Source organism: Paenibacillus sp. FW507-14B1B (assembly GCF_058781425.1).
The window spans coordinates 530,293-552,982 of record NZ_JBYSWS010000003.1 but is presented as its reverse complement, the minus strand read 5'-3'; the positions used below and the strand labels follow the sequence as shown (position 1 = coordinate 552,982).

Below are 22,690 nucleotides of genomic sequence, written 5' to 3'. Positions count from 1 at the left end.
TAATCGTGATTTCTCCGGGTGAAAGTCGCGAGGTCATCTGTATTTTTGAAACATTTATCCCCGCCTTGGGTACATCCGAATGTTCATCGATATGGTAGAGTTAGGCACAAACCTGAATATTAGGGATATATGATGAAAGCTGGTTATGCGAATTTTTGACCGCAGCAAAGCTTTTTAAGTCCCATTATACATTGACATCCAATAGAGGAGGGCCATTATAGATGAGTAATCAAAATAGCAGTACAGGCGTCAAGCGTCCAAACGTTATCTGGATTTTCGGCGATCAGCACCGCGGACAGGCATTAGGCTGCAGTGGAGATCCGAATGTATATACGCCAAACATTGATAACTTGGCAGCTTCCGGAGTGCATTTTACCAATGCGGTAGCAGGGACTCCCTTGTGCTGCCCGTGCCGGGGATCGCTAGTAACTGGGAAATATCCGCATCTTGCAGTACCCGGCCATGAACATAGGCTTCCATCGGATCAACTGACAATAGCACATGTCATGAACGAATCTGGATACAAGACAGCATACTTTGGGAAGTGGCATCTCGACGGGTTCAAAGAGCGACATGGCAGAGCGGCCTTTCATATCATCCCTCCGGAGCGGCGGGGCGGATTCAGCCACTGGGTTGGGTATGAAAATAACAACAGCCAGTGGGATTGCTGGGTTCATGGCGGTGAAGGCGCTAATGCCTTCCATTACCGCTTGCCCGGCTACGAGACGGACGAGATGACCAAACTGTTCGTCAAATACTTGCAGGAGCGAGGGGACGAACAGAGGGAACAAGAACAAGATCAGCCTTTTTTCGCCGTATTATCGGTTCAACCGCCGCATGATCCATACATTGCACCGGAATCATTTCGCGGGAGGCACAACGCTGCCGGCATTAAACTAAGGCCCAATGTTCCGTCGATCCCTCGCATTGAGGAACAGGCTCGCAAGGATTTGGCTGGATATTATGGGATGATTGAAAATTGGGACTGGAATATAGGACAGATCATGACAACGCTGCGGGAGAATGGGCTTGCGGAGGATACACATGTCATGTTTTTCAGCGACCACGGGGACATGCACGGTTCCCATGGCCAATTCCGCAAAATGTCGCCGTGGGAAGAATCTATCCGTGTACCGATGATCATCAGTGGGGAGCAGTCGTTCTATGGGCGCCAGACAGGAGTATCGAACATCCCGTTTAACCATGTCGATGTTGCCCCAACTACGCTTGGCTTATGTGGAATCACTAAACCGGATTGGATGCAGGGTACGGACTTGTCGGCTTTGCGACTAGGTGGATCCGTTCCAGAATTGCCCGATTCCGCCTACTTGCAGTCCGTCATACCGACAGGTCATGGCCACAGCGTGGATCGTCCGTGGCGGGGAATCGTCACAACGGACGGTTGGAAATACGTATGTCTGGAGAATACGCCATGGTTGATGTTCAACCTGAATGAGGATCCTTACGAGCAAGTAAATATGGCTTACAATTCGCTCTATAACCAAGAGCGTAAACGCCTTAACGACCGTTTGCGGCAGTGGGTAGCGGATACGGAAGATGAGTTTTTGCTGCCTACGGTTTGATACCTGTGTTACTTTTCATGAGGGCACCCGAGAGGGTGTCTTTTTGTGTTTAATAAGCAACATAGTTTTGTGCATAAAAATCTCTAGGAATAGTCCTAGTCTAAAGTCTAGGATCAGATACCTCCTCAGACGGTTATGTCGACTCAATAACGCAGATATAATGGACTTATAATTCAGTGCGTGATTGATGAAGCCAAGGGAGTGTTTGAATATGAAGGCAACAGAAGCGACTGCAGCGGCGCAGTCAGGGAAGGTGAATTGGGTGCTGTTTAACTCAAAAACCTATGCAACGATCCTCTATTTACTGTTAGCTCTCCCGTTAGGGATTATTTATTTTACAGTAGCGGTTACAGGAGTTGCATTGTCCATCGGCTTAACTCCGGTACTTATCGGAATCCCGCTGTTTTTTGGGGTAGCTAAGCTGCTCAATGGGATTGTGAATTTTGAACAAAATATTATCAGACAAATTTTAGGGCTACCTACTCCTCCTGTTTCTTATACACACAAGGGACAAATGGAAACCGGACAAAATTGGTTGAAGCAAATGGTGAGAGGATTTGATGGAGGATTATTTATCCGAAATTTGCTTCTCGTATTCCTAAGATTTGTTACGGGCATCGTATTCTTTGTGATTATGATAACGGCCCTTTCACTTGGACTCGGATTTATTGCACTTCCCGTTGTGCATATTATTTTGATGAATGAAATGCAGCTGGATATTCTAGAGAATAGCTTGTTTAGCTACTTCCATATCGATTGGACATATAATCAGCAATATTTACTGTATGTAGGTGTTGGACTTATTCTTTTCTGGGTCGCGCTTCGTATTGTGAATGGACTTATGCAAATTCAGCGCAGAGTCATGTATGTGGATGAGCCATATCAGCAGTCAGCCATGCCGCAGGATGAAGCCCCCATCGATGAACTTGTTCAATCTCAATATTTCGAGTATCATGCGGATCAACCCACGCAAGGGACGATGCAACCAGCCCATAGAGAGCTTTAGAAGCCCTCTTGTTTAAGGAATATTGGAGGTTGTAGACGCGGGGAATAATAAGTTTAAAAGCAGCCTCTCCTTTCGGGAGGCTGCTTTTTTTATGTAATCTATGAATTCGTTTGTTGCTCTAGCAGCTCTTTGATTTCAAGATACTGCGTATTCGTTATGTGTTGAGATTGATGAATAGCATCTAGTTTGTCTTCTATTTTTTTCAGGCGAAGCTGTGTTTCTTCTTGGGTTTGCTCGGTCTTCTTTTGAGTTTTGGAGGTATCCATAATGACTAATATGGTTAGGCCCGCGCTAAAGACGGTTAACCCTCTTGCGATTTGATTCAAATCGGGCTGTTTCAAGGCAATCAGGCAATCGGCAAATCCAGCTCCGATGAGTAGACCACCAATCGTGACAATCCCAGTCCTTTTCCATCGATCCAGAATGATATTTAAGGGTTGCTTCATGGGGTAGAGATCTCCTTCAGCTAGGTATTATAGTATGGCGATTAGGAATCTATATTTACTAAAGCACAAATATTGGAATAGGAAAAGGAGAAACGTTTAATAAGATAGGATGACTTTAAAATATGTCGTATTGCTTGGTTACCCATACCCGTTGAAATGTTGCCTGTGATGTTTTTCATATTATGTAAATGGATTATAAGAAATAATTACCACAACAAAGGGTTGTGCAAAAAGGAACAAGGAGGTTCGAATCTACTGGCTTGCAATCGGTTTCAGTTAACATGCTGGCGAAGCTCTTTTAAGTCTTCGCTTTATGGGTTTAGCCATGATCTTTCGTGTTACGTTCTTGTAGAGATGTAACACGGGTGTGGTGCACATGTGCTACCGTGATTATCCCTAGGTGTTGAGCTGTTTTATGCTAAATGAGGTTATTTGTAAAGCCGTTTCTTTTTGTGTAATCGTGTTACTTTTCGAATGAAACGTGTTATTTATTCAGCACATGACAGAGGGAATAAGACAGCGAAAGAAGGTAGGTAAAGATGAGTAAGCATCTAGATACATATGTAATAAGAGAGATTGAGCTCCATGAGTTGACCTCGGTTATGCGTTTCGTACTGGAGATTATACGGGAAGTGTTTCCTATGCTTGACCCGAACCGCATTCCCCCGGATATGGCAGCATTTCAAGAGACTTATTATCGATCAGATACAGCGACCTTTCTTGCCGCATTCGATAAAGAAGGGGCTATTGCAGCTACCTCAGCTTTTCTTCCGTATGATGATCGGATCCCTGAAATTAAAGGAAAATACGTACCGAAGGTTACCGCAGAGTTGGTTAAATGCTATGTCAAGCCGGAGCTAAGACATCAAGGACTGGGGACGGAATTAGTCAAAAGATTGCTTCCGATTGCTCGTGCCAAAGGGTATGAAACGATGTATTTGCATACGCATCGATTTTTGCTAGGAGCAGTACCCTTTTGGGAGAAACAAGGGTTTCAATTCCAGCTGGAGTCATTTGATTCCTTTGAAACCGTGCATATGGACAAGAGACTGGGATAAGTTGGCAGGATGAGCATTTCCAGATTGTTCGTTCGTTATAGTGCCTAACCGGCCTGTCCAATAAGCAAAAAAACGAAAGTCTTATCAAAACTCAAAATCTAAAACTTTAAGGAGAGTTACATCCATGACAAATCCGCCTAATCGTTCATTTAAATTGACTTACCTGCTAATCATTATGCTTATATCTTCTCTTCTAGTCACTGCATGTAACGGAACGCCTTCGGGATCGGCGGCAGAGAATAGTAACAGCTCTAAGGCCGAGGGAAAGATCATTCGATTCTCGTCTGCTAACGATATTGGCCCACTCAATCCCCATATGTATGCTCCAAACCAAATGTTCGCGCAAAATATGGTCTATGAATCACTTGTTAAATATGTTGAGGGGAAAGTGGTTCCTCATCTGGCTGAGAAGTGGGAGATCTCAGAGGATGGTAAGGAGTATACGTTCTTTCTTCGTCAAGATGTTAAGTTCTCTGATGGCTCTGACTTTAATGCGGACATTGTGGTTAAGAACATCAAAGCGGTTTTGGCTAATAAAAAGCGCCATAGCTGGCTAGAGTTAGTGAATCAGATCAAAGATGCAACCAAAGATGGGGAATACCGCGTAACCATCTCTTTACATAATCCTTACTATCCGATGCTTCAAGAGCTAGCCCTAATCAGACCCCTTCGTTTCTTGGGAGAGGCGGGATTTCCTGCAAGCGGCAATACTTCGGAAGAGATTAAGGCACCGATTGGAACTGGACCTTGGGTCTTGACGGACTACAAGATTAATGAATACTCCGAATTTAGTGTTAATGAGAACTATTGGGGAGAGAAACCGAAGGTAGATCAAATTCGCATCGCTGTAATACCTGATGGGGAATCCAGAGTGCTGGCATTTGAAAATGAAGAAATTGATGTGATCTACGGTGATGGGAGCATCAGCCTGGATTCATTTAAATATTTGAAGGAGACAGGCAAGTACGAGACAGCCATTTCTGCCCCTCTCTTTACGAAATCCATAGCCATTAATTCAAGTAAAGGTCCCCTTCAAGATATAAACGTGAGAAAAGCTATTGAGCACGCCTTCAACAAACAATCAGTTATCGACAATGTGTTTTACGGTACGGATAAACTTGCGGACACCCTATTTCCAGCCGACTTTCCGTATTCTAACGTGAATCTGACGCCTTATACATACGATGTGAGTAAAGCGGAACAATTGCTGAATGATGCGGGTTGGGTATTACCTGCGAAGAAAGAGTTTAGAGAGAAAGATGGAGCTGTACTGGAATTGGAGCTCAGTTTTGATAGTGCTAACAATGTACATAAATCTATCGCGGAAGTGCTGCAAGGTGACCTAAGGAAAATTGGGATTCAAGTAAAACTAATTGGTGAAGAGAATCAATTATTCGGACAGCGTCAAACAAATGGTAATTTTGATATGATCTTCAGCGATACATTCGGCATACCGTATGATCCTCATGCAATGGTATCATCCATGCGAATACCTTCACATGCTGACTATCAGGCACAAGTAGGATTACCGATGAAAAAGGAACTTGACGAGAAAATTGAGGAGGCACTACTAAGTACAGACGAGGAAACACGGCAAGAGCTATACACCTATATTCTCACTACACTTCATGAGCAGGCTGTGTATCTCCCAATATCGTATGGTACGAACTTAACGGTCTATCATCAGAACATTAAAGGTCTTCAGTTTGGACAAATGAATAGTGAGATCCCCTTTGAGAAAATGGACAAGGAATAGGAGTTAATGTGGGATGGTCAGGTTTATTGTAAAGCGAGTGCTCAGCATCATACCCATTCTATTGGGCGTTTCTATGATTACATTCCTGCTTGTTCGTCTCTTGCCCGTCGATCCAGCTGAAGCGTATTTAAGGTTATCCAAAATCCCTATCACCGATGATGCAATTCAGCTTGTCCGGACAGAACTCGGATTAGATCAACCGCTATTTATTCAATATGTGAATTGGTTAAGCGGTGTTCTCAGACTAGACTTTGGCAATTCTTATATAAGTAATAAGCCTGTGTGGGATGAGATTTTAAATTACCTCCCGGCAACACTAGAGCTTACATTCTCATCAATTGCTCTTGCATTTATTATCAGTCTGCCGATCGGCATCTTCTCAGCACTGTATAAAGATCGAATGTTCGATCACTTTAGCAGGACACTCTCATTTATCGGAGCGGCTACACCTAGTTTTTGTCTAGGATTTTTGCTTATTTACATTTTTTCATTAAAGTTGGGCTATTTTCCTGTATCGGGGAGGGGAAGTATACTGCATCTTATTCTACCTTCCCTCACCCTTGCCTTGGCATCCGTAGCCGTGTACACACGGATGCTCCGAGGCAGTACGATGGACGAATTGCATCAACCCTATGTTCTTTATGCCAGAGCAAGAGGGGTTCGAGAGAAACTCATTATCGGAAAGCATGTGCTGAAGAATGCAATTACCCCCCTGATTACAACAATGGGTATGCATATCGGTCATAAATTAAGCGGTTCAATTATTGTGGAAAATGTATTTGCATGGCCAGGCATGGGACGTTATTTCGTCAATGCTTTGTCTGCTAGGGACTACCCGGTAATTTTATGTTATGTGGTGCTTGTTACAACGATTATTATTATTTGCAATTTATTAATTGATATTTTTCATGCGGTTATTGATCCGAGGGTACGCAAGAGAGGAGTGTACTAGTATGGATGCCGTAGTGTTCAAAAAGCTGGTAAGCAATAAACTAACAGGGATCAGCTGCCTTATGCTTGTCCTCATGCTTGTTCTAGCCGTCTTCGCACCGTGGCTTGCGCCACATGATCCCAATTTCGTTAGTCTTGAGCATAAGCTAGAAGGGCCTTCATCTACATATCTGCTTGGTACAGATCACTTAGGAAGAGATATTTTATCCCGCTTGATCTATGGTACACAAATTTCGCTCGGGATCTCATTTATCGTGATGCTGTTGATTATTTTAATCAGCGTAGTTGTTGGAACGTGTTCGGGTTATATCGGCGGCGTTATAGATCGTATTTTTATGCGTTTTTGTGATCTATTCATGGCATTTCCCAGTCTGATTCTGTCACTCGCTATGCTAGGTATCCTTGGGCCGGGCATGGGCAATGTTATTTTTGCTATGGTGATGTCTTACTGGGTTTGGTACGCGCGCTGGATCCGAGGCATGGTTATTACAGCTAAGCAGCAGAACTTTATTTTAGCAGCCAAAATTGCTGGAACGCCAACTTATAAAATCATTTTATTTCATATTATCCCTACCATATTACCTCCAACCATTGTACTGGCCACTTTAAACTTAGGGAGCATCATTTTAAGTATTTCGGGTCTTTCATTTTTGGGGCTAGGCATTCAGCCGCCTATACCGGAATGGGGGGCCATGCTAAATGACAGTAAGCAATTCTTGAAGAGCAGTCCGTTGCTAATGCTATATCCGGGTGTATGTATTATGCTGGTCGTCATGGCTTTTAATTTTATCGGAGATGCTTTGAGGGATGCGTTAGACCCTCGCCAAGAAAGAATTGAGGTTAAGTAAATGAACAATCCCATCGTTTTAAATGTCGAGCACTTGCATATTCGTGTTTCCACGCTACAAGGAATGAAGAAGATTGTGAACGATGTCAGCTTTCAACTGAAAAAAGGAGAAGTATTAGGTCTCGTTGGAGCCAGCGGAAGTGGTAAAACCATGACTTGTCTTGCAATTATGGGCCTGCTCCAAGAGTCAGCAATCATAGAGCAAGGATCGATACATCTGGGGAGTAGAAATCTACTTCAATTAAATGCCAATCAAATGAGAAGTATGCGCGGTAAAGAGCTTGCAGTCATTATGCAAAATCCGATGAGTGCCTTCAATCCTACAATCACGATTGGTAATCATTTTATAGAAACCCTTCGAGCACATGGTTCATTCTCACGTGTAGAAGCTCATGAAATGGCCGTGACATATCTCGCCAAAACAGGTCTTCCTCATCCCGCAAAAATAATGGATCAATATCCGTTTCAATTGAGCGGTGGGATGCTCCAGAGAGTGATGATTGCGATAGCGATGTCTTTACAGCCAGCTGTATTAATCGCCGACGAGCCGACTACGGCCTTGGACAGTGTACATCAGGTGAAACTGCTAGAACAAATGTATCTATTGTGTCAGGAACAGAATACAGCAATGCTGCTTGTTTCCCATGATCTTGGCGTCATTGCATACATGGCAGATGAAGTGATGGTCATGAACAATGGGAGTGTTGTAGAAAAAGCCCCAGTAGCTAAGCTATTCGACCAACCAGAGCATCCGTATACCCGTATGTTGCTAGAAGCAAGACCTGGAATGGGGACAGCTATACCTGAATATGAACAGCCGGAAGTTAGGTAGAGGTGAGCATATGCTTGAATTATTAAATGTGAACAAAAGTTATACCCTGGGTGCGGGAAGCATGTTTAACAACAAAAAGCTAAAGGTGGCGGACAACATATGCCTAACCTTAGACCAAGGGATGTGCCTGGGTCTGGTTGGAGAGAGCGGTTCCGGTAAAAGTACACTGGGAAAGATGATCCTTGGTCTTGAGAAACCAGATCAAGGAGAAATCCGGTTCGAAGGAAAAGACCTGGTGACCATGAGCAAGAAAGAGCGTTTAGTTGTTCGTAGAAAAATCCAAACCGTATTCCAAGATTGTTATAGTTCATTAAATCCTAGATGGCCTATTTATGAATCGATAAGAGAGCCTCTAAGAAATTTCGAGAAATTAAGCGCCCGCGAAGAGAAGAGAACGGTACAAGAATTATTGGTGTCGGTTGGATTACATCCAGAGGATATAAAAAAGTATCCTCATCAATTCAGTGGTGGGCAACTACAAAGAATAAGTATTGCACGAGCCATTGCATTAAAGCCCAAGTTGATCGTGCTGGATGAGGCAGTCAGCAGTCTTGATGTACTTATCCAGCATCAAATCTTGAAACTGCTAGATGAGTTGAAAGAGCGGTATTTGTTGTCATACCTATTTATTTCGCACGATATTATGGCGGTTCGCTCTATCTCAGATCAATTGGCCGTTATGAGCAAAGGTCAACTTGTCGAGACAATCAGCTGTAAGGACCCACTTTCTTCTATGAAACACCCTGTATCTAAGCAGCTCCTGGCATCTATTCTCCCCAGTCACCCGAGAGATCGAAATAAAGCGGGACCAACTCCATCAAAGGGTGAAATGCAAGAGCCTTTCCTTGAAACGAATGTACAACAACGGATCGTAAGGAGTGGACAAACATGTTAGAAACGGAACATAGCTATGAGGTATGGTGGAATAATGAAGCTGGCGAATCCCTAATGGAGGAAGGACATAAAGAGGGCTGGATGCAGCTCATTTCAACCTTGAAAGAAGAGAATTTATCGGAATATTCCGTTCTGGATTTCGGCTGTAATCGAGGTGGATTCTTAAGACTTCTTCACCAAGTTAAACCGTATAAGGACGCGGTAGGCATCGATTTAGGACAGAAATCCATAGAGATAGCCGATGAAAGAAAAGGGAATTTACCGATTGATTATATCGTATCGGGGTCACCGGAACAGTTTGAAGGTAGGTTCGATCTTGCTTTTTGCTTGTCGGTCATTTATTTGATCTATGACTTAAAAACCCATGCATGGAAATTGAGCAAAGCGCTAAAGCCTGGCGGAGTTTATTATGTAACCTACATGGATCTAACGTCTAACCCCAGCGGGGAATTTTACAGAGAAGAGATTGAAAAGTACAGTCACTTAAAGGCCAATATGCATACCCTTGACGATATTGCTTCAGCCTTTAGTCATGAGGGATTTGGAGTAGAGCTTAAGCGAAGAGTGCCGTCTGATTATATTTCAGTTTCTAGCAGTGAGAAATATTTCAAGAGCCTGCATGATGAGATGACAGTAGCTTATGAGAATAGTTATATATTTCGATTTACGAAGTTGTAAAGAAGGAGGTAGGGTGCAGTGGATGATTCGTCATTAAAGAGATTTGGTGTTTCAATGGAGGGGCATTTGCTTCGAAAGTTTGATTATCTAGTGACACAGAAAGGATATACCAATCGTTCTGAAGCTGTACGAGATCTTATACGAGATGCGCTTATTCAGCAGTCATGGGAAATGGAGGATCAAACCGTAGCGGGGAGTATCCTTTTATTTTACAACCATCACCAGAGAAATCTGCTTGAAGAGCTGACCAATATTCAGCATGATATGCATGATAACATATTGGCTACCACCCATTTTCATCTAGATAAATCGAGCTGTCTTGAACTGATCATCGTGAAAGGAAAAGCGAGAGATATCAAGGTTCTGAGCAACAAAATGACTAGTTTAAAAGGGGTGGAATATGGGAAATTTATAGTGGCCCCGATAGAGCAAGTATGAGTTGAAGAAATGCACCTATATTTATTACTTTTGTTGCATCGAATTGGAGAGCTAGTCCACCAAAAGGTCTAGCTTTTTTGTTATACAAAAAATTACATAGTCAAACTAAAAAGTCCATTTTGTTCCATCCAGTTTCATCGTGATTACCATCGTCAGATGAGTACTCGTTCCTAGTTATGAGAAGTTAGTCACAGCTTGCAATAAATTTACGTTGTAGAATCAGTAACCATATGGTGAATATAACCATTTTATGAAGTCAAGTAATCCATAGGAAAGAGGTGAAGAGAGTGCATTTGAATCCAGTTGAGAAAGAAAAACTACTCATTTTTCTAGCGAGTGAATTAGCATGGAAACGAAAAGCGAAAGGCCTTAAGTTGAATTACCCCGAAGCAGTTGCTGTTATTACTAGTTTTATTTTTGAAGGGGCAAGAGAAGGAAAGACGGTAGCTAAGCTGATGGAAGAAGGGAAACACGTATTAACAAGAGAGGATGTTATGGACGGGGTTCCGGAAATGATTGCAGATATTCAGGCAGAAGCGACTTTTCCAGATGGAACTAAACTCGTAACAGTCCACAACCCGATTTCGTGAAGAATAGCATGAGGGTTTGAAAGCGTTAACAAAATATCTTGTTAAGAAATAGCATCTAAAACCAGGGGAAATTAAAAAGGGGGATAGAACAAATGAGTGATCAAGCTGTAGCAAATGATTATATCGTACCCGGTGAATACCGCTTAGCAGAAGAACCTATAGAGATTAACGCAGGCCGCATGAAAATTAAGATTCGTGTAGCCAATACCGGGGATCGACCGATTCAGGTAGGCTCACATATTCACTTCGTGGAAGTGAACCGCGAGCTATCATTCGAACGTGAAGAAGGTATCGGCATGAGGCTGAATATTCCAGCAGGTACTGCTGTTCGATTTGAGCCAGGTGAAGAGAAGGAAATTGAGTTAACCGAAATCGGTGGTGCTCGTCGTGTCTATGGGGTTGCAGATTTAACCAACGGTTCAGTTAACAACAGGCAAGAGATTCTAAATAGAGCTAAGGAATTAGGATATAAAGGAGTTGAATAGACGTTGAAATACAGTAGACAGCAATATGCTGCCAATTACGGTCCAACGGTTGGCGATAAAGTTCGCCTCGCGGATACGGATCTATGGGTTGAAGTCGAGAAGGACTACACCGTTTACGGAGAAGAGTCGATGTTCGGTGGCGGGAAGGTCATTCGTGAAGGTATGGGCCAGAATGGTACGAACACTCGGACTGAGAATGTCCTTGATCTTCTCATTACAAATGCACTTATTCTTGATTACTCAGGAATTTATAAGGCAGATATCGGTGTGAAAGATGGTTATATCGTCGGCATCGGTAAAGGCGGTAACCCAGACATTATGGATGGAGTTACTCCGAATATGATCGTTGGCGCAGCTACAGAAGTCATTGCTGCCGAGGGCAAAATTGTTACGGCTGGCGGAATTGATACCCACGTACATTTTATCAATCCGGATCAGATTGACGTGGCTCTCGCTAATGGGGTAACAACCTTGTTCGGCGGTGGGACTGGACCAGCGGAAGGATCTAAAGCGACAACCGTCACTCCAGGTGCATGGAATATAGAAATGATGTTAAAAGCAGCGGAAGGCTTTCCAATTAACGTTGGATTTCTAGGAAAAGGCCACGCTTCGTCTCTCGCTCCTCTCATCGAACAAATCGATGCGGGTGCAGTCGGTCTAAAAATTCACGAAGACTGGGGAGCAACACCAACATCGATCGATCGCAGTCTGACAGTAGCAGACGAAGCTGATGTGCAAGTTGCTATCCACTCGGACACACTGAACGAAGCAGGATTTCTTGAAGATACACTTCGTGCCATTAATGGCCGGGTCATTCACTCTTTCCACGTCGAAGGTGCTGGAGGCGGACATGCTCCAGATATTATGAAGATGGCTGGTCAGCCGAATGTATTGCCTTCATCAACGAATCCAACAAGGCCGTTTACAGTAAACACGATTGACGAGCATCTGGATATGCTGATGGTCTGTCACCACCTTAAGCACAACATACCTGAAGACGTTGCGTTCGCGGATTCAAGGATTCGTCCGGAAACGATTGCGGCTGAAGATATTCTTCATGATCTGGGCGTAATCAGTATCATGTCTACGGATGCTCTTGCGATGGGGCGGGCTGGGGAAATGGTCCTTCGCACATGGCAAACGGCAGACAAGATGAAAAAACAACGTGGTGCACTGCCTGAAGAGAAGAACGGATCCGATAATATTCGTGCTAAGCGGTATGTAGCAAAATATACAATTAATCCAGCGATTGCACAGGGAATTTCGCATGAAATTGGTTCCATCGAAGAAGGGAAATTTGCCGATCTTGTTCTGTGGGAGCCGAAATTCTTTGCCGTGAAAGCCGATCGAGTCATTAAAGGTGGATTCATTGTTTCTGCGCAGCTTGGTGACCCAGGTGCATCGATTCCGACACCACAGCCAGTGATGTATCGTCGTATGTTTGCCGCTTACGGAAGTGCGATTTCTAGCGCCAACATTACCTTTATGTCGAAGAGAGCGATTCAGCAAGGAGTGCCAGATAAGCTTGGCTTGAAGCGACGGATTGGGGCTGTGAAAAATTGCCGCAATATTGGCAAGAAGGATATGAAGTGGAATGACGCGACGCCGGATATCGACATCAATCCAGAGACGTACGAAGTTAAGGTGGATGGAGAACTTATTACGTGTGAACCGTTTGAGAAGCTCGCTATGGCTCAAAAATATTTCTTGTTCTAGAAGAAAGGTTCAAGTGCACGGAAAGAGATTCGGATTAGGTACTATTGCACGAAGTTAAAGGAGGGCAAAAGGATGGTTATTACAACGACAAAAGGAAATCTCAAGGATTATACGTCTTCTAATAAAAAGATTGATTGGATTGAGTTGGAATGGGAAGAGCTCAATAAGAGAATCTTGCGCAAACAAACAGAAGGCGGTACCGATGTCTCTATATCACTCGATAATGGCGGCCACCTGCATTATGGAGATGTACTGTATGAAGATGAGGATACCTTGATTGCCATTCGTACAAAGCTGGAGAAGGTGTATGTCATCAAGCCGAAGACGATGAAGGAAATGGGGAAGGCAGCTTTTGAAATAGGTAACCGTCACACGCCTTGTATTATCGAGGATAATGAAATTCTGGTCCGTTATGATCATACGCTTGAGAAATTAATGGATGAAGTGGGGGTTACCTATGAACAATCAGAGCGGAGGTTCAAAGAGCCCTTCAAATATAAGGGACATCAACACTAATCCGTGGTTCCTTCATCTTATTCAAATCCATGATTCCGCGTTTCCAACCGGTAGTTTTGCGCATTCCTTTGGCATGGAAACCTATATTCAGGAGAATCTCATTCGTAATGAAGATGATTTAAGAGAATTTTGTGAAATGTATGTTCGTCATAACCTTGCTTCAACGGATGCGATCCTTGTTAAGGAAGCCTATGAACTAGCAGGAAAGTTCGACAAACAAGGGCTTATCCACCTCGAAAAGATATGTCATGCCATCAAGTTATCTCCCGAGACAAGGAAGGGTAGTGCGATGATGGGTAGGCAATTTCTACATATGGTATACCCATTACACGAAGAAGAGCTGCTTAGGTTCTGGTATGAACAATTAAAGAGCAAGAAAATCAAGGGACATTATCCCGTGATATACGGCATATATACGGCAACTTTAGGTGTGGATCTGAAGATGGCGGTTGAAACATTTCTCTATTCATCCATAACAGCGCTTGTTCAAAACGCTGTCCGTGCGGTTCCTTTAGGGCAGATGAGCGGAGTCAAAACGACCTTTTCCTTACTGCCTGTCATACAAGAAACGGCAAGGCGAGTGATGACGCTGGACTTGGACGATCTCGATAACAATTCTATTGGGCTTGAGATTGCATCCATGAAACACGAATTTCTTCATTCACGTTTGTTTATTTCATGATACGCACGGATATGTCAAGGTGCACAGCAGGTCATTGTTGAGGTGAAGGTCCTTCAAATCCCCTTCACCAGTCAACAACGTACCTTGATACGTAACGGACTCATATCTAGCTAATATCATTTCATGATACCGGGATACACTTCTTTTCATATGGTTGCACCCAGATGAGAAGAAGTGGCCCCTTAAATGAGGTCCTAAGATGATTATACTGGATTCTCTCAGCGTATCCAAATGAGTGACTTTTAAATTTTGTAGGCATAAATAGACCGAATTGAGATTTTAAATCATGTATAGACGAGGAGATTGTGAATATGAGAACAATACACCTTGGCATTGGTGGACCCGTTGGTTCCGGTAAGACAACGCTTGTCAAAATCCTTTCAGAAGCACTGAAAGATCAATATAATATCGCTGTTATTACCAATGATATTTACACGAGAGAAGACGCTGACTTTTTGATCAACGAGAAGGTTCTTGAACCCGATCGCATTATCGGTGTTGAGACGGGTGGATGCCCTCATACCGCAATACGTGAGGACGCGTCAATGAATTTTGAAGCCATTGATGAATTGAAACAGCGATTTGAGAACTTGGATATTATCCTGCTAGAAAGCGGCGGCGACAATCTATCGGCAACCTTCAGTCCTGAATTAGTGGATGCATTTATCTATGTAATTGATGTTGCCGAAGGTGGAGATATTCCGAGAAAAGGTGGCCCTGGTGTTACCCGTTCCGATTTACTTATCGTTAATAAAACGGATCTTGCTCCTTACGTTGGCGTAGATCTTGACAGAATGAAGAGTGATACGAAGAAGTCTAGAGGCGAAAGACCGTTTGTTTTTGCAGACATTAAAACGAAAAAAGGCCTTGAAGAAGTCGTTTCCTGGATTAAATCTGATTTATTACTGGAAGTGATATCGGATGAGTCTGCAAAACAGTTCAAATAAACGACTGCATCACAATGGATCTTTGTCATTAACGTTTAACCATCGCGGGAACAAAACAATCATGATGAATTGTTACCAGACTCCCCCGCTTAGAGCGAGCAGAGCCATGTATCTTAATCCTGCTAAGCCATCTGAGGCAACGGTATATATGGTTGAAACCTCAGGTGGTCTTCTGGCAGGGGACCAAAACCAATTTAAAATCGATGTCCAAGAAGGAGCACATGTCTGTCTTATTCCACAATCTGCAACCAAAATCTATCCTTCATATAACGGAATATGGAGTACGCAGAATATTGACGTGACGATCGGCACAGGTGCTAGTCTTGCATGGAAAACAGAAGCAGTTATCCCGTTTGAAAGTGCAAAATTTAGTGGGAAAACGGTTGTTCATATGGCACAGGATGCTGCGCTTCTGTGGGGTGAAATTCTATCTCCAGGCCGTGATAAGCGGGGAGAGCAATTTCAATATCATGATGTAAAAACAAATTTTCAAGTGTGGATGGATGAGGACTGTTTGATTTATGATGCCCTCTTATTTTCTCCTGACCACATGAATCTTGGACAACTAGGTTTGCTAGAAGAGCATTTATATATCGGATCATTGTGGTGTGTGTCTCCTAAGCTACAGCAAATGGACATCCGAGAATTAAATGAAAAACTTCAGCGGTTTGAACATATTCAGGCAAGTGCCGCGCTGCTTGAAGGAAAAGCAGTGAATGTCAGATGGCTGGCGTCAGACTTGGTGTTATTAAAACAAGAAATGAATAACACATGGGATGAGCTTGCCTCCTACTTGGCATGATCTTGCGTAAATGCCTATACAATCTAAAATATATTGGGAGTGAAAGATTTGGTTAGTAGTAGTATTCAAAATAATGTTCAGGTGGGACAGCGCGGAGCATCCAATGCTCGGGCCTATGTGCTCCTCTTGATCGGTATCGCTGCACTCGCATTTACTGCCCCTTGGGTAAAACTATCGAACTTCGAACCAGCAACATCAGCGATACTTCGCTGTTCGATCGGGCTTTTGGCATTGCTCCCATTTGCCTTTAGAGAAGTGAAGAAGATCGGTGCGCTCAACAAAAAGGGTATTCTTCTTTCAATTCTTGCAGGATTGTTTCTCGGAATTGACTTCACAGCATGGAACTATTCCATTTTCTACGTCGGATCGGGTATTGCCTCGATTTTGCTGAATCTTCAGATTATTATTTTGCCGGCTCTTGCATTTTTATTTGACCGGGAAAGAATTCCTAAAACTTATTTCATTATTGCTCCGATCATGATATTAGGTGTTGTCATGTCTGGTGGTGTGTTTGATGGAGGTGGGACTTCGGAAGGGCCAGCCACGATCTATGGTATGAATATTGCTATTCTTGGAACGATTGCTGGTATGGTATCCGGGGTGTGTTACGGGATTTACCTCTATACGAGCCGTAAGGCAACTAAAGTGAATATGGGTCAGATTGTCCAGCCTATGGCATGGGCGACAGCTGCTCAGCTAGTGGCTCCTGTGATTTTTATGACCTTTTTCTCCGATCGCGGTTTTGATCTGACTCATGGGGTTATGGTCAATGGTGCACTTCCAATGAATCCAGAAACGACCCTCGGTGATCCAATCACTGCAATGAACTGGGTATGGATGCTTGTGTTAGGTATCGTAGGACAAGCTATCGCATGGACATTTGTTCAGTATGGTTCCGTTCGGTTGAATTCGACTATTGTTGCGGGACTCCTGTTGCTAAGCCCAATTTCTACGGTTGCTATCATCTCTATTATTCTATTTAGTGAAATACCGTCTGTTATTCAGATTCTGGGCGTCGTTGTAGTTCTTGGAGCGGTAGCCTATCAGAATAATCTGCACGCAGGAATCATGAAGAAGTTTAAAGGGGAAACATCCGCAGGATTACCCTAACGAATAAACATAACGATTATTAAATTCAAGCCCTATTATAATAGAAGCTTTATGAATTATTGGACAGTAACACAGTCGCATGTCATCAAACATAGCTAGAAAGATCCAGCGAAAGCTGGGTCTTTTTTTGTGTGCAAAGTTTTCTTAAAAATTACTTAGCTGCTTGGGTATACGAATATCGTTCATATTTGCGCAAGCATTAAAACTACTCTATAATCTAGGCTAATCCACACATCGTTAGGAGGAAATGATGGATTTTATCAAAAATCAACTAGATGGCTATGGACTAAACGAATCTTTAACGGGTGTTCTATCAAATCTGATCATGGCTGTTTTTATAGCTTTGATCTGCATATTAGCTAACTTTATCACCAAGAAAATTGTACTGAAGTCGATTACGCATATCATCAATAATAACCGGTATACGTGGGACAATATTATTTTGGAGAAACGAGTATTTCATAAGCTTTCACATCTTGTCCCAGCAATTATCATCTATTCTTCGGCCTCTATTTTTCCGTTCTATCAAATTGTGATTCAAAAATTGGCCGTAACTTACATCATTATCGTAACGATTACGGTGTTTAGTGCGTTACTTAATGCTGTTGAAGCTATTTATCGTACATTTGAGGTTTCCAAGATCAGACCGATTAAAGGATATATACAGGTGACAAAGATCTTCTTGTACATTATCGGTACGATTGTGGTGATCTCAGCCCTTATCGGTCAGAACCCTGTAATTATTCTTAGCGGACTTGGTGCCTTATCAGCTGTTCTGATGCTGGTCTTTAAGGACTCTATACTAGGTCTTGTCGCAGGTGTCCAGTTATCATCCAATGATATGGTTCGGGTCGGAGACTGGATTGAAATGCCTAAGTATGATGCAAATGGTGATGTCATTGATATTACACTGAATACGGTCAAGGTCATGAACTTCGATAAGACCATTACGATGCTTCCAAGCTACGCCCTGATTTCAGACTCCTTCAAAAACTGGAGAGGTATGCAAGTATCCGGTGGGAGAAGAATTAAGCGAAGTATCCAGATCGATACGAGCAGCATATCTTTTTGTACCCAAGAAATGATTGAGGAATTTCAAAAGATAGATTATCTTTCGGAGTATATCACGACAAGATTGGAAGAAATCCATACGTATAATATAGAACATGAGATTAATATGGAGAGTAACGTCAACGGGAGACAGCTTACGAATATCGGTGTGTTCAGGGAATATATTCATCAGTATTTGAGAAATCATCCTAAAATTCATAAGGATATGACGCTGATTGTTAGACAGTTAGCGCCTGGAGATAACGGGCTGCCGCTAGAGATCTATGCATTTAGCAATGATATTAACTGGGCGGCGTATGAATCACTTCAAGCTGATATCTTCGATCATATTTTTGCAGTCGCGCCGACATTTGGTCTTCGTGCTTTCCAGAATCCTACAGGCCACGATCTTGTTCATTTGCAAGAGAGTAAAGAGTATGCGCGTGAGTACTGAAGACATACCCTTATTAAAGAGGTCCCGCCATCGTTAGATAATGCTAACGAATGGGGGACCTTTTTGGATTGTCCATATCAATAAGTAAGCGAATTAGCTGGTTCGAATCGATAAGCCCATAAATACCCTTTCGACTCTAGAAGAGAGGAGCCTGATTGCTTTGCTCCTTCAATGATAATACTGTTGTTAGATTTCATGATGTATCCATCATTCATTCGTTCGATGACGATGGGAATGTCTAGCTCCATGAACAGCTGACGCATGCGATAGATGGTATTGTACAGATTCGAGAGCGCACGCTTTTCCTCTACATTCGTCCAGAGATCATCGACAATTCTCCATTTGTAGCACAATTTATTCTCATGAAGTAAGAAATAGAAGAACAGCTCCTCCGTTATACGAGTAGGCCATTTCACGAGTTGCTCTCCCTTTTTGACATATGATTCTCCGTATAACCGGACATGCAGCTCCTTTTTACTCGAGAGCTTGGGCCTCTGGCCATAGTATTTCTGAAGGCGCTCATCTAGCCGTTTAACCATATTTAAGGTCATTGGCTTCAGGATATAATCGAGGGCTTGTACACGAAAAGCCTGTACGGCATATTGCTGGTGAGCTGTTGTAAAGACCACGGGCACGTCAATCCCTTTCTCCACGAGGCTTTTAGCGAGCTCGATTCCTGTCATCCTCGGCATTTCAATATCTAGTAAGATGGCGTCCACCTCAAGCTTCGGTATTTCCTCTAACGCATCGAATGGTGATGTAAAACAACCTACAATTTGAAATGGGCCATAGGTTTCAAGCAATCGCTCATGCAGGCTCAATATCGGTTTCTCATCTTCTACGATGATGATCTTCCACATGTTCTTGTCCCTCCTTCAGGGGAATAATTATATCAATGGTTGTTCCTATGCCTGGTACAGAACTAATCTCAAGTCGTCCATGGGTGAGATCATGTACGCGGCGGCGTACATTCGTAAATCCGATGCCGCTATGCGTATTCGCTCCCTCCATCAGCTCGACACATTGGGTCGTGGACATGCCTACACCATCATCTGCAACCTGTATGTTTAGAAGTGAGCCTTGTTGAGAAATCGTAATCTGAACATGTCCAGGACCTTCTTTGTCGAATAGGCCGTGGCGAATCGCGTTCTCAACTAAAGGCTGTAAGAGCAAGCTCGGGATCCATACGTTCTCTGCTCTAATGGATGGATCGATGTCATAACCAAAGGTTAATCGTTCACCAAATCTAGCCTTCTCTACCTCTACATAAGCCTCTATCGTTTCCAGTTCTTTCTGAAGAGAAGAGAACTGGTCGTCCCGATTCGTTTCAAATATATATCGCAGGTAAGAACTGAGCATGGTTAGAAGATAAGCTGCACGCTCTCCATCGGTGTAACAAAATGAAATAATATTACTGAGTGCGTTGTATAGAAAATGCGGCTTGATCTGCGTCTGCAGAAAGGCCATTTCATACTCTATTGCTTTATGCATAAACAGCTTTGTTTGTTCCGTAGCATTCAGGCGTGCCATCAAGGTTTCTGTTGAAAAAGGCTTCATTAAATAATCATTAGCTCCAGAATTAAAGATCATCTCAATATGTCTTGGATATTCGGAAGAAATCATCATCAAGATTGGCAGTTCCATTAAGGAGGCCCGTGTACGGATTTGCTGAAGCAAATCCAGACTGTTCATGTCACCCGGAATAATATCATCAATAACCATCATCGCAATTTCTGGATGATTATCGTAGTATTCAAGCGCATCTTCCGCCGTATAAGCAACCCGGACCTGGTATATATCTTTGAGCATTCCCCTTATAACTTCTGCGTGAACCACATTGTCTTCCACGAGAAGGAGTGTCTTTAGCTCTCGCTCTTCTTGGGACACCGCAGGGGGGATGTTGTAATCGTGCTCATCTGCATGAGCGGGCTCTTTATAGTCGCTGAAAGCAAGTCTGACGGTGAAACAGATGGCGTTCTGCATACGTTCATACGTAATACTTCCGTTCATCTGCTGAATCAGCTCTTCCGTCAACATGAGTCCCGATGAGCTTTGGCGTCCATCATTCATTGTTGTCCATTCGCGTGAAGCTGCTACTTGAAGCAGAACATCGTTACCAACCTGTTCGGATGTAATGGTTAGGATGTCTTCCGCAGTTTCATGGGATATTTCTGTCATGACGCGGATAAGTATTTGTGTCAGACGCTGCTCATCGGCCCATACGTAAAGCTGATTTGAAATATGTTCGTTTATTTCGATTTTCTTCTTCGTAAATGTAAGTTGCATCAATTGAATGACATGGAGCATGACCATCCGTAGATTGGTTGAATGAAGCTGGACTGCATAATCATCAAATCGCAACCGAGTATAATCGTGAAGATCTCTCAGTAAATAAACCATGTTCCCCATTAGTTGCTCAGCGATGTATAATTGCTCGCTTTGCTTCTCGTAATTCTGCTCACGGGTAATCGTCTTCATTAAATGAATGGCATCATGCAGAGGTCTTTGCAAATCCTGTGTAGTGACTTTCAAAAAAGCATCTTTCGCATCGTTTGCTTTCTGCAGTTTAGCGGTTAATTGTTCCGATTCTTCAGCCCGATTCATTAGACGGATGCCAAGAAAGATATTCATGGTCATCATAAATCCGATCAACCCGATCCTGTTCAGATCATTGCGACCCGTAAAATACAGGTTATCTGATGAAGAACTTATAGCGAATATGGCTAGAAAAAGAAGCATGAGCATGAGGATGATTGCTTCATTTTTCCGTATGTTAATTCGATCTTTGACCGTCAAATAAAAGATGCGAATGATGATGCCGAGGAACAATACATCATTGTAGTAAAAGAACAGGTACTGTGCTCCTGATACCGTTCTGGCCGGGAGAACGGCATTTAACAATGCATAGACCAGGAGCGGGAGAATAAGCAGAAACAGCGTTTTTTGCTTCATAATAGAAGGAATCATTTTAGTAATAAAAACAATAAGCAAAAGCGATGTCAGGAAAGTAAGGGTATCTTGCAGGCGAAAATAGAGTTCGAAAGGAAATGACGGGAACTGATGGATTAATAGTCGCTCTCCTCGCAGTACAATAACAAAGGCCAAGAGGAGAAAGTGCAGTCCGCTATACAGAAAAGCTTCGTCCTTCGTTCTTAGTAAGTAGATCGTTAAATGGAACACGCTGAACAGCAATAAACATAAAGTCGCGGTCCACTCCAGTGAAAGATCCTGATTCACATCTTCCTTCATCAGTTCGGCATCACCGATATCAATCGGTAGCACGATACCGCCCCTAGTGTTGTAGAAATTGGATGCATGAATGGTGATAAGTAGCTGGCGTGCGTCTGGTTTAAAGTACACCTCATAAGCTGGATTCTCCGGTAAGGTATCCTGCTTATTCTCCGCGACCTTCCCTTTTTCCGATATGGGAATCCCATCGACATAGATCGTGTGAGCGGACCAAATATTCCGAACACGAAGTCCAACTTCTGACCAGGCATCGGGTAGATATACAATTAATTGATAGGTTCCCCACTGCACGTTGGATGCCCAAGGACCGGGTACCTCTAGATTGTGAGCTTCACTCTCAAAGTCTGCTGGGGGGACAAATGATTCGGCTGTGAACTTCCAATCACCGGCTAACGACACGGATGGTGAATCTGACAGTGCTCTTAGGTCTAGCACACCATCAACGGCTTTGATCTTGGCGGGATTTGCGCCTTGGTCACTAAAAATCATATACAGAATGGCAATTAAGGCACATGCGACACCTAAGTAACCAATCCATTTTTTCATGATGTCACGCCCCTATGTTTCACACTTCTGTGTGTTTAAGATTTCTTATAAAGC

At 43.0% G+C, this 22,690-nt stretch carries 22 protein-coding genes; 19 read left to right on the top strand and 3 right to left on the bottom strand.

The annotated features are described in order from the left end of the window. Nucleotides 1-221: 221 nt before the first annotated feature. Together AC3WJJ_RS18165 and AC3WJJ_RS18160 are read left to right on the top strand one after the other, a co-directional pair. Nucleotides 222-1,583 (top strand): sulfatase family protein, encoded by a 1,362-nt coding sequence (locus tag AC3WJJ_RS18165; RefSeq protein WP_492542874.1) that lies wholly within the window; start codon nt 222-224, stop codon nt 1,581-1,583. A gap of 211 nt (nt 1,584-1,794) precedes the next feature. Next, nucleotides 1,795-2,589, top strand: a complete 795-nt coding sequence (locus AC3WJJ_RS18160) for a sensor domain-containing protein (RefSeq protein WP_492542872.1) — start codon at nt 1,795-1,797, stop codon at nt 2,587-2,589. Nucleotides 2,590-2,687: 98 nt separating this feature from the next. Here the strand turns inward: AC3WJJ_RS18160 and AC3WJJ_RS18155 are convergent, their stop codons facing one another. Then, nucleotides 2,688-3,035: a BAR domain-containing protein gene (locus AC3WJJ_RS18155; protein ID WP_422659287.1), complete on the bottom strand. Its 348-nt coding sequence runs from the start codon at nt 3,033-3,035 to the stop codon at nt 2,688-2,690. A gap of 539 nt (nt 3,036-3,574) precedes the next feature. Between AC3WJJ_RS18155 and AC3WJJ_RS18150 the strand changes: the two genes are divergently transcribed. From AC3WJJ_RS18150 to AC3WJJ_RS18070, 17 genes are all read left to right on the top strand, one after another. Continuing rightward, a complete protein-coding gene (locus tag AC3WJJ_RS18150; RefSeq protein WP_492542870.1) occupies nt 3,575-4,093 on the top strand; it encodes a GNAT family N-acetyltransferase in 519 nt (172 codons plus the stop codon). Between the two features lie 124 nt (nt 4,094-4,217). After that, nucleotides 4,218-5,849 carry a nickel ABC transporter substrate-binding protein gene (gene nikA / locus AC3WJJ_RS18145; protein WP_492542868.1) on the top strand — a complete coding sequence of 544 codons (1,632 nt, stop codon included), beginning with the start codon at nt 4,218-4,220 and terminating at the stop codon, nt 5,847-5,849. A gap of 13 nt (nt 5,850-5,862) precedes the next feature. Beyond that, nucleotides 5,863-6,801, top strand: coding sequence for a nickel ABC transporter permease (gene nikB, locus AC3WJJ_RS18140; protein WP_492542866.1), 939 nt, complete (start codon nt 5,863-5,865; stop codon nt 6,799-6,801). Nucleotide 6,802: 1 nt separating this feature from the next. Then, nucleotides 6,803-7,648, top strand: a complete 846-nt coding sequence (gene nikC / locus AC3WJJ_RS18135) for a nickel ABC transporter permease subunit NikC (RefSeq protein ID WP_492542864.1) — start codon at nt 6,803-6,805, stop codon at nt 7,646-7,648. Then, nucleotides 7,649-8,479: an ABC transporter ATP-binding protein gene (locus AC3WJJ_RS18130; RefSeq protein WP_492542862.1), complete on the top strand. Its 831-nt coding sequence runs from the start codon at nt 7,649-7,651 to the stop codon at nt 8,477-8,479. Nucleotides 8,480-8,489: 10 nt separating this feature from the next. Further along, nucleotides 8,490-9,374 (top strand): ABC transporter ATP-binding protein, encoded by an 885-nt coding sequence (locus AC3WJJ_RS18125; RefSeq protein WP_492542860.1) that lies wholly within the window; start codon nt 8,490-8,492, stop codon nt 9,372-9,374. After that, nucleotides 9,368-10,051, top strand: a complete 684-nt coding sequence (locus AC3WJJ_RS18120; RefSeq protein ID WP_492542858.1) for a class I SAM-dependent methyltransferase — start codon at nt 9,368-9,370, stop codon at nt 10,049-10,051. Before AC3WJJ_RS18125 ends, AC3WJJ_RS18120 begins: the two co-directional genes overlap by 7 nt. Nucleotides 10,052-10,069: 18 nt before the next feature. Beyond that, complete coding sequence (gene nikR / locus AC3WJJ_RS18115; protein WP_492542856.1) at nt 10,070-10,489, top strand: nickel-responsive transcriptional regulator NikR; 420 nt, start codon at nt 10,070-10,072, stop codon at nt 10,487-10,489. A gap of 287 nt (nt 10,490-10,776) precedes the next feature. Further along, complete coding sequence (gene ureA / locus AC3WJJ_RS18110) at nt 10,777-11,079, top strand: urease subunit gamma (RefSeq protein WP_492542854.1); 303 nt, start codon at nt 10,777-10,779, stop codon at nt 11,077-11,079. Nucleotides 11,080-11,201: 122 nt separating this feature from the next. Further along, nucleotides 11,202-11,564 carry an urease subunit beta gene (locus AC3WJJ_RS18105; RefSeq protein ID WP_492543095.1) on the top strand — a complete coding sequence of 121 codons (363 nt, stop codon included), beginning with the start codon at nt 11,202-11,204 and terminating at the stop codon, nt 11,562-11,564. A gap of 3 nt (nt 11,565-11,567) precedes the next feature. Further along, nucleotides 11,568-13,280, top strand: a complete 1,713-nt coding sequence (ureC, locus tag AC3WJJ_RS18100; protein WP_422659297.1) for an urease subunit alpha — start codon at nt 11,568-11,570, stop codon at nt 13,278-13,280. A 72-nt stretch (nt 13,281-13,352) separates the two neighbouring features. Next, complete coding sequence (locus AC3WJJ_RS18095) at nt 13,353-13,796, top strand: urease accessory protein UreE (protein ID WP_492542852.1); 444 nt, start codon at nt 13,353-13,355, stop codon at nt 13,794-13,796. Between the two features lie 73 nt (nt 13,797-13,869). Next, a complete protein-coding gene (locus AC3WJJ_RS18090; RefSeq protein WP_492542850.1) occupies nt 13,870-14,478 on the top strand; it encodes an urease accessory protein UreF in 609 nt (202 codons plus the stop codon). 311 nt (nt 14,479-14,789) lie between these two features. Continuing rightward, entirely contained in the window at nt 14,790-15,425 is a 636-nt protein-coding gene (gene ureG, locus AC3WJJ_RS18085) for an urease accessory protein UreG (protein ID WP_492542848.1), read from the top strand. Further along, nucleotides 15,400-16,227 (top strand): urease accessory protein UreD, encoded by an 828-nt coding sequence (locus AC3WJJ_RS18080; RefSeq protein ID WP_492542846.1) that lies wholly within the window; start codon nt 15,400-15,402, stop codon nt 16,225-16,227. Before ureG ends, AC3WJJ_RS18080 begins: the two co-directional genes overlap by 26 nt. Nucleotides 16,228-16,275: 48 nt before the next feature. Next, nucleotides 16,276-17,337: a DMT family transporter gene (locus AC3WJJ_RS18075; RefSeq protein WP_492542844.1), complete on the top strand. Its 1,062-nt coding sequence runs from the start codon at nt 16,276-16,278 to the stop codon at nt 17,335-17,337. 250 nt (nt 17,338-17,587) lie between these two features. Then, a complete protein-coding gene (locus AC3WJJ_RS18070; RefSeq protein WP_492542843.1) occupies nt 17,588-18,841 on the top strand; it encodes a mechanosensitive ion channel family protein in 1,254 nt (417 codons plus the stop codon). Nucleotides 18,842-18,918: 77 nt separating this feature from the next. Here the strand turns inward: AC3WJJ_RS18070 and AC3WJJ_RS18065 are convergent, their stop codons facing one another. Continuing rightward, nucleotides 18,919-19,701 (bottom strand): LytR/AlgR family response regulator transcription factor, encoded by a 783-nt coding sequence (locus tag AC3WJJ_RS18065; protein ID WP_492542841.1) that lies wholly within the window; start codon nt 19,699-19,701, stop codon nt 18,919-18,921. Beyond that, nucleotides 19,673-22,636, bottom strand: coding sequence for a histidine kinase (locus AC3WJJ_RS18060; RefSeq protein ID WP_492542839.1), 2,964 nt, complete (start codon nt 22,634-22,636; stop codon nt 19,673-19,675). Before AC3WJJ_RS18060 ends, AC3WJJ_RS18065 begins: the two co-directional genes overlap by 29 nt. Between the last annotated feature and the right edge of the window lie 54 nt (nt 22,637-22,690).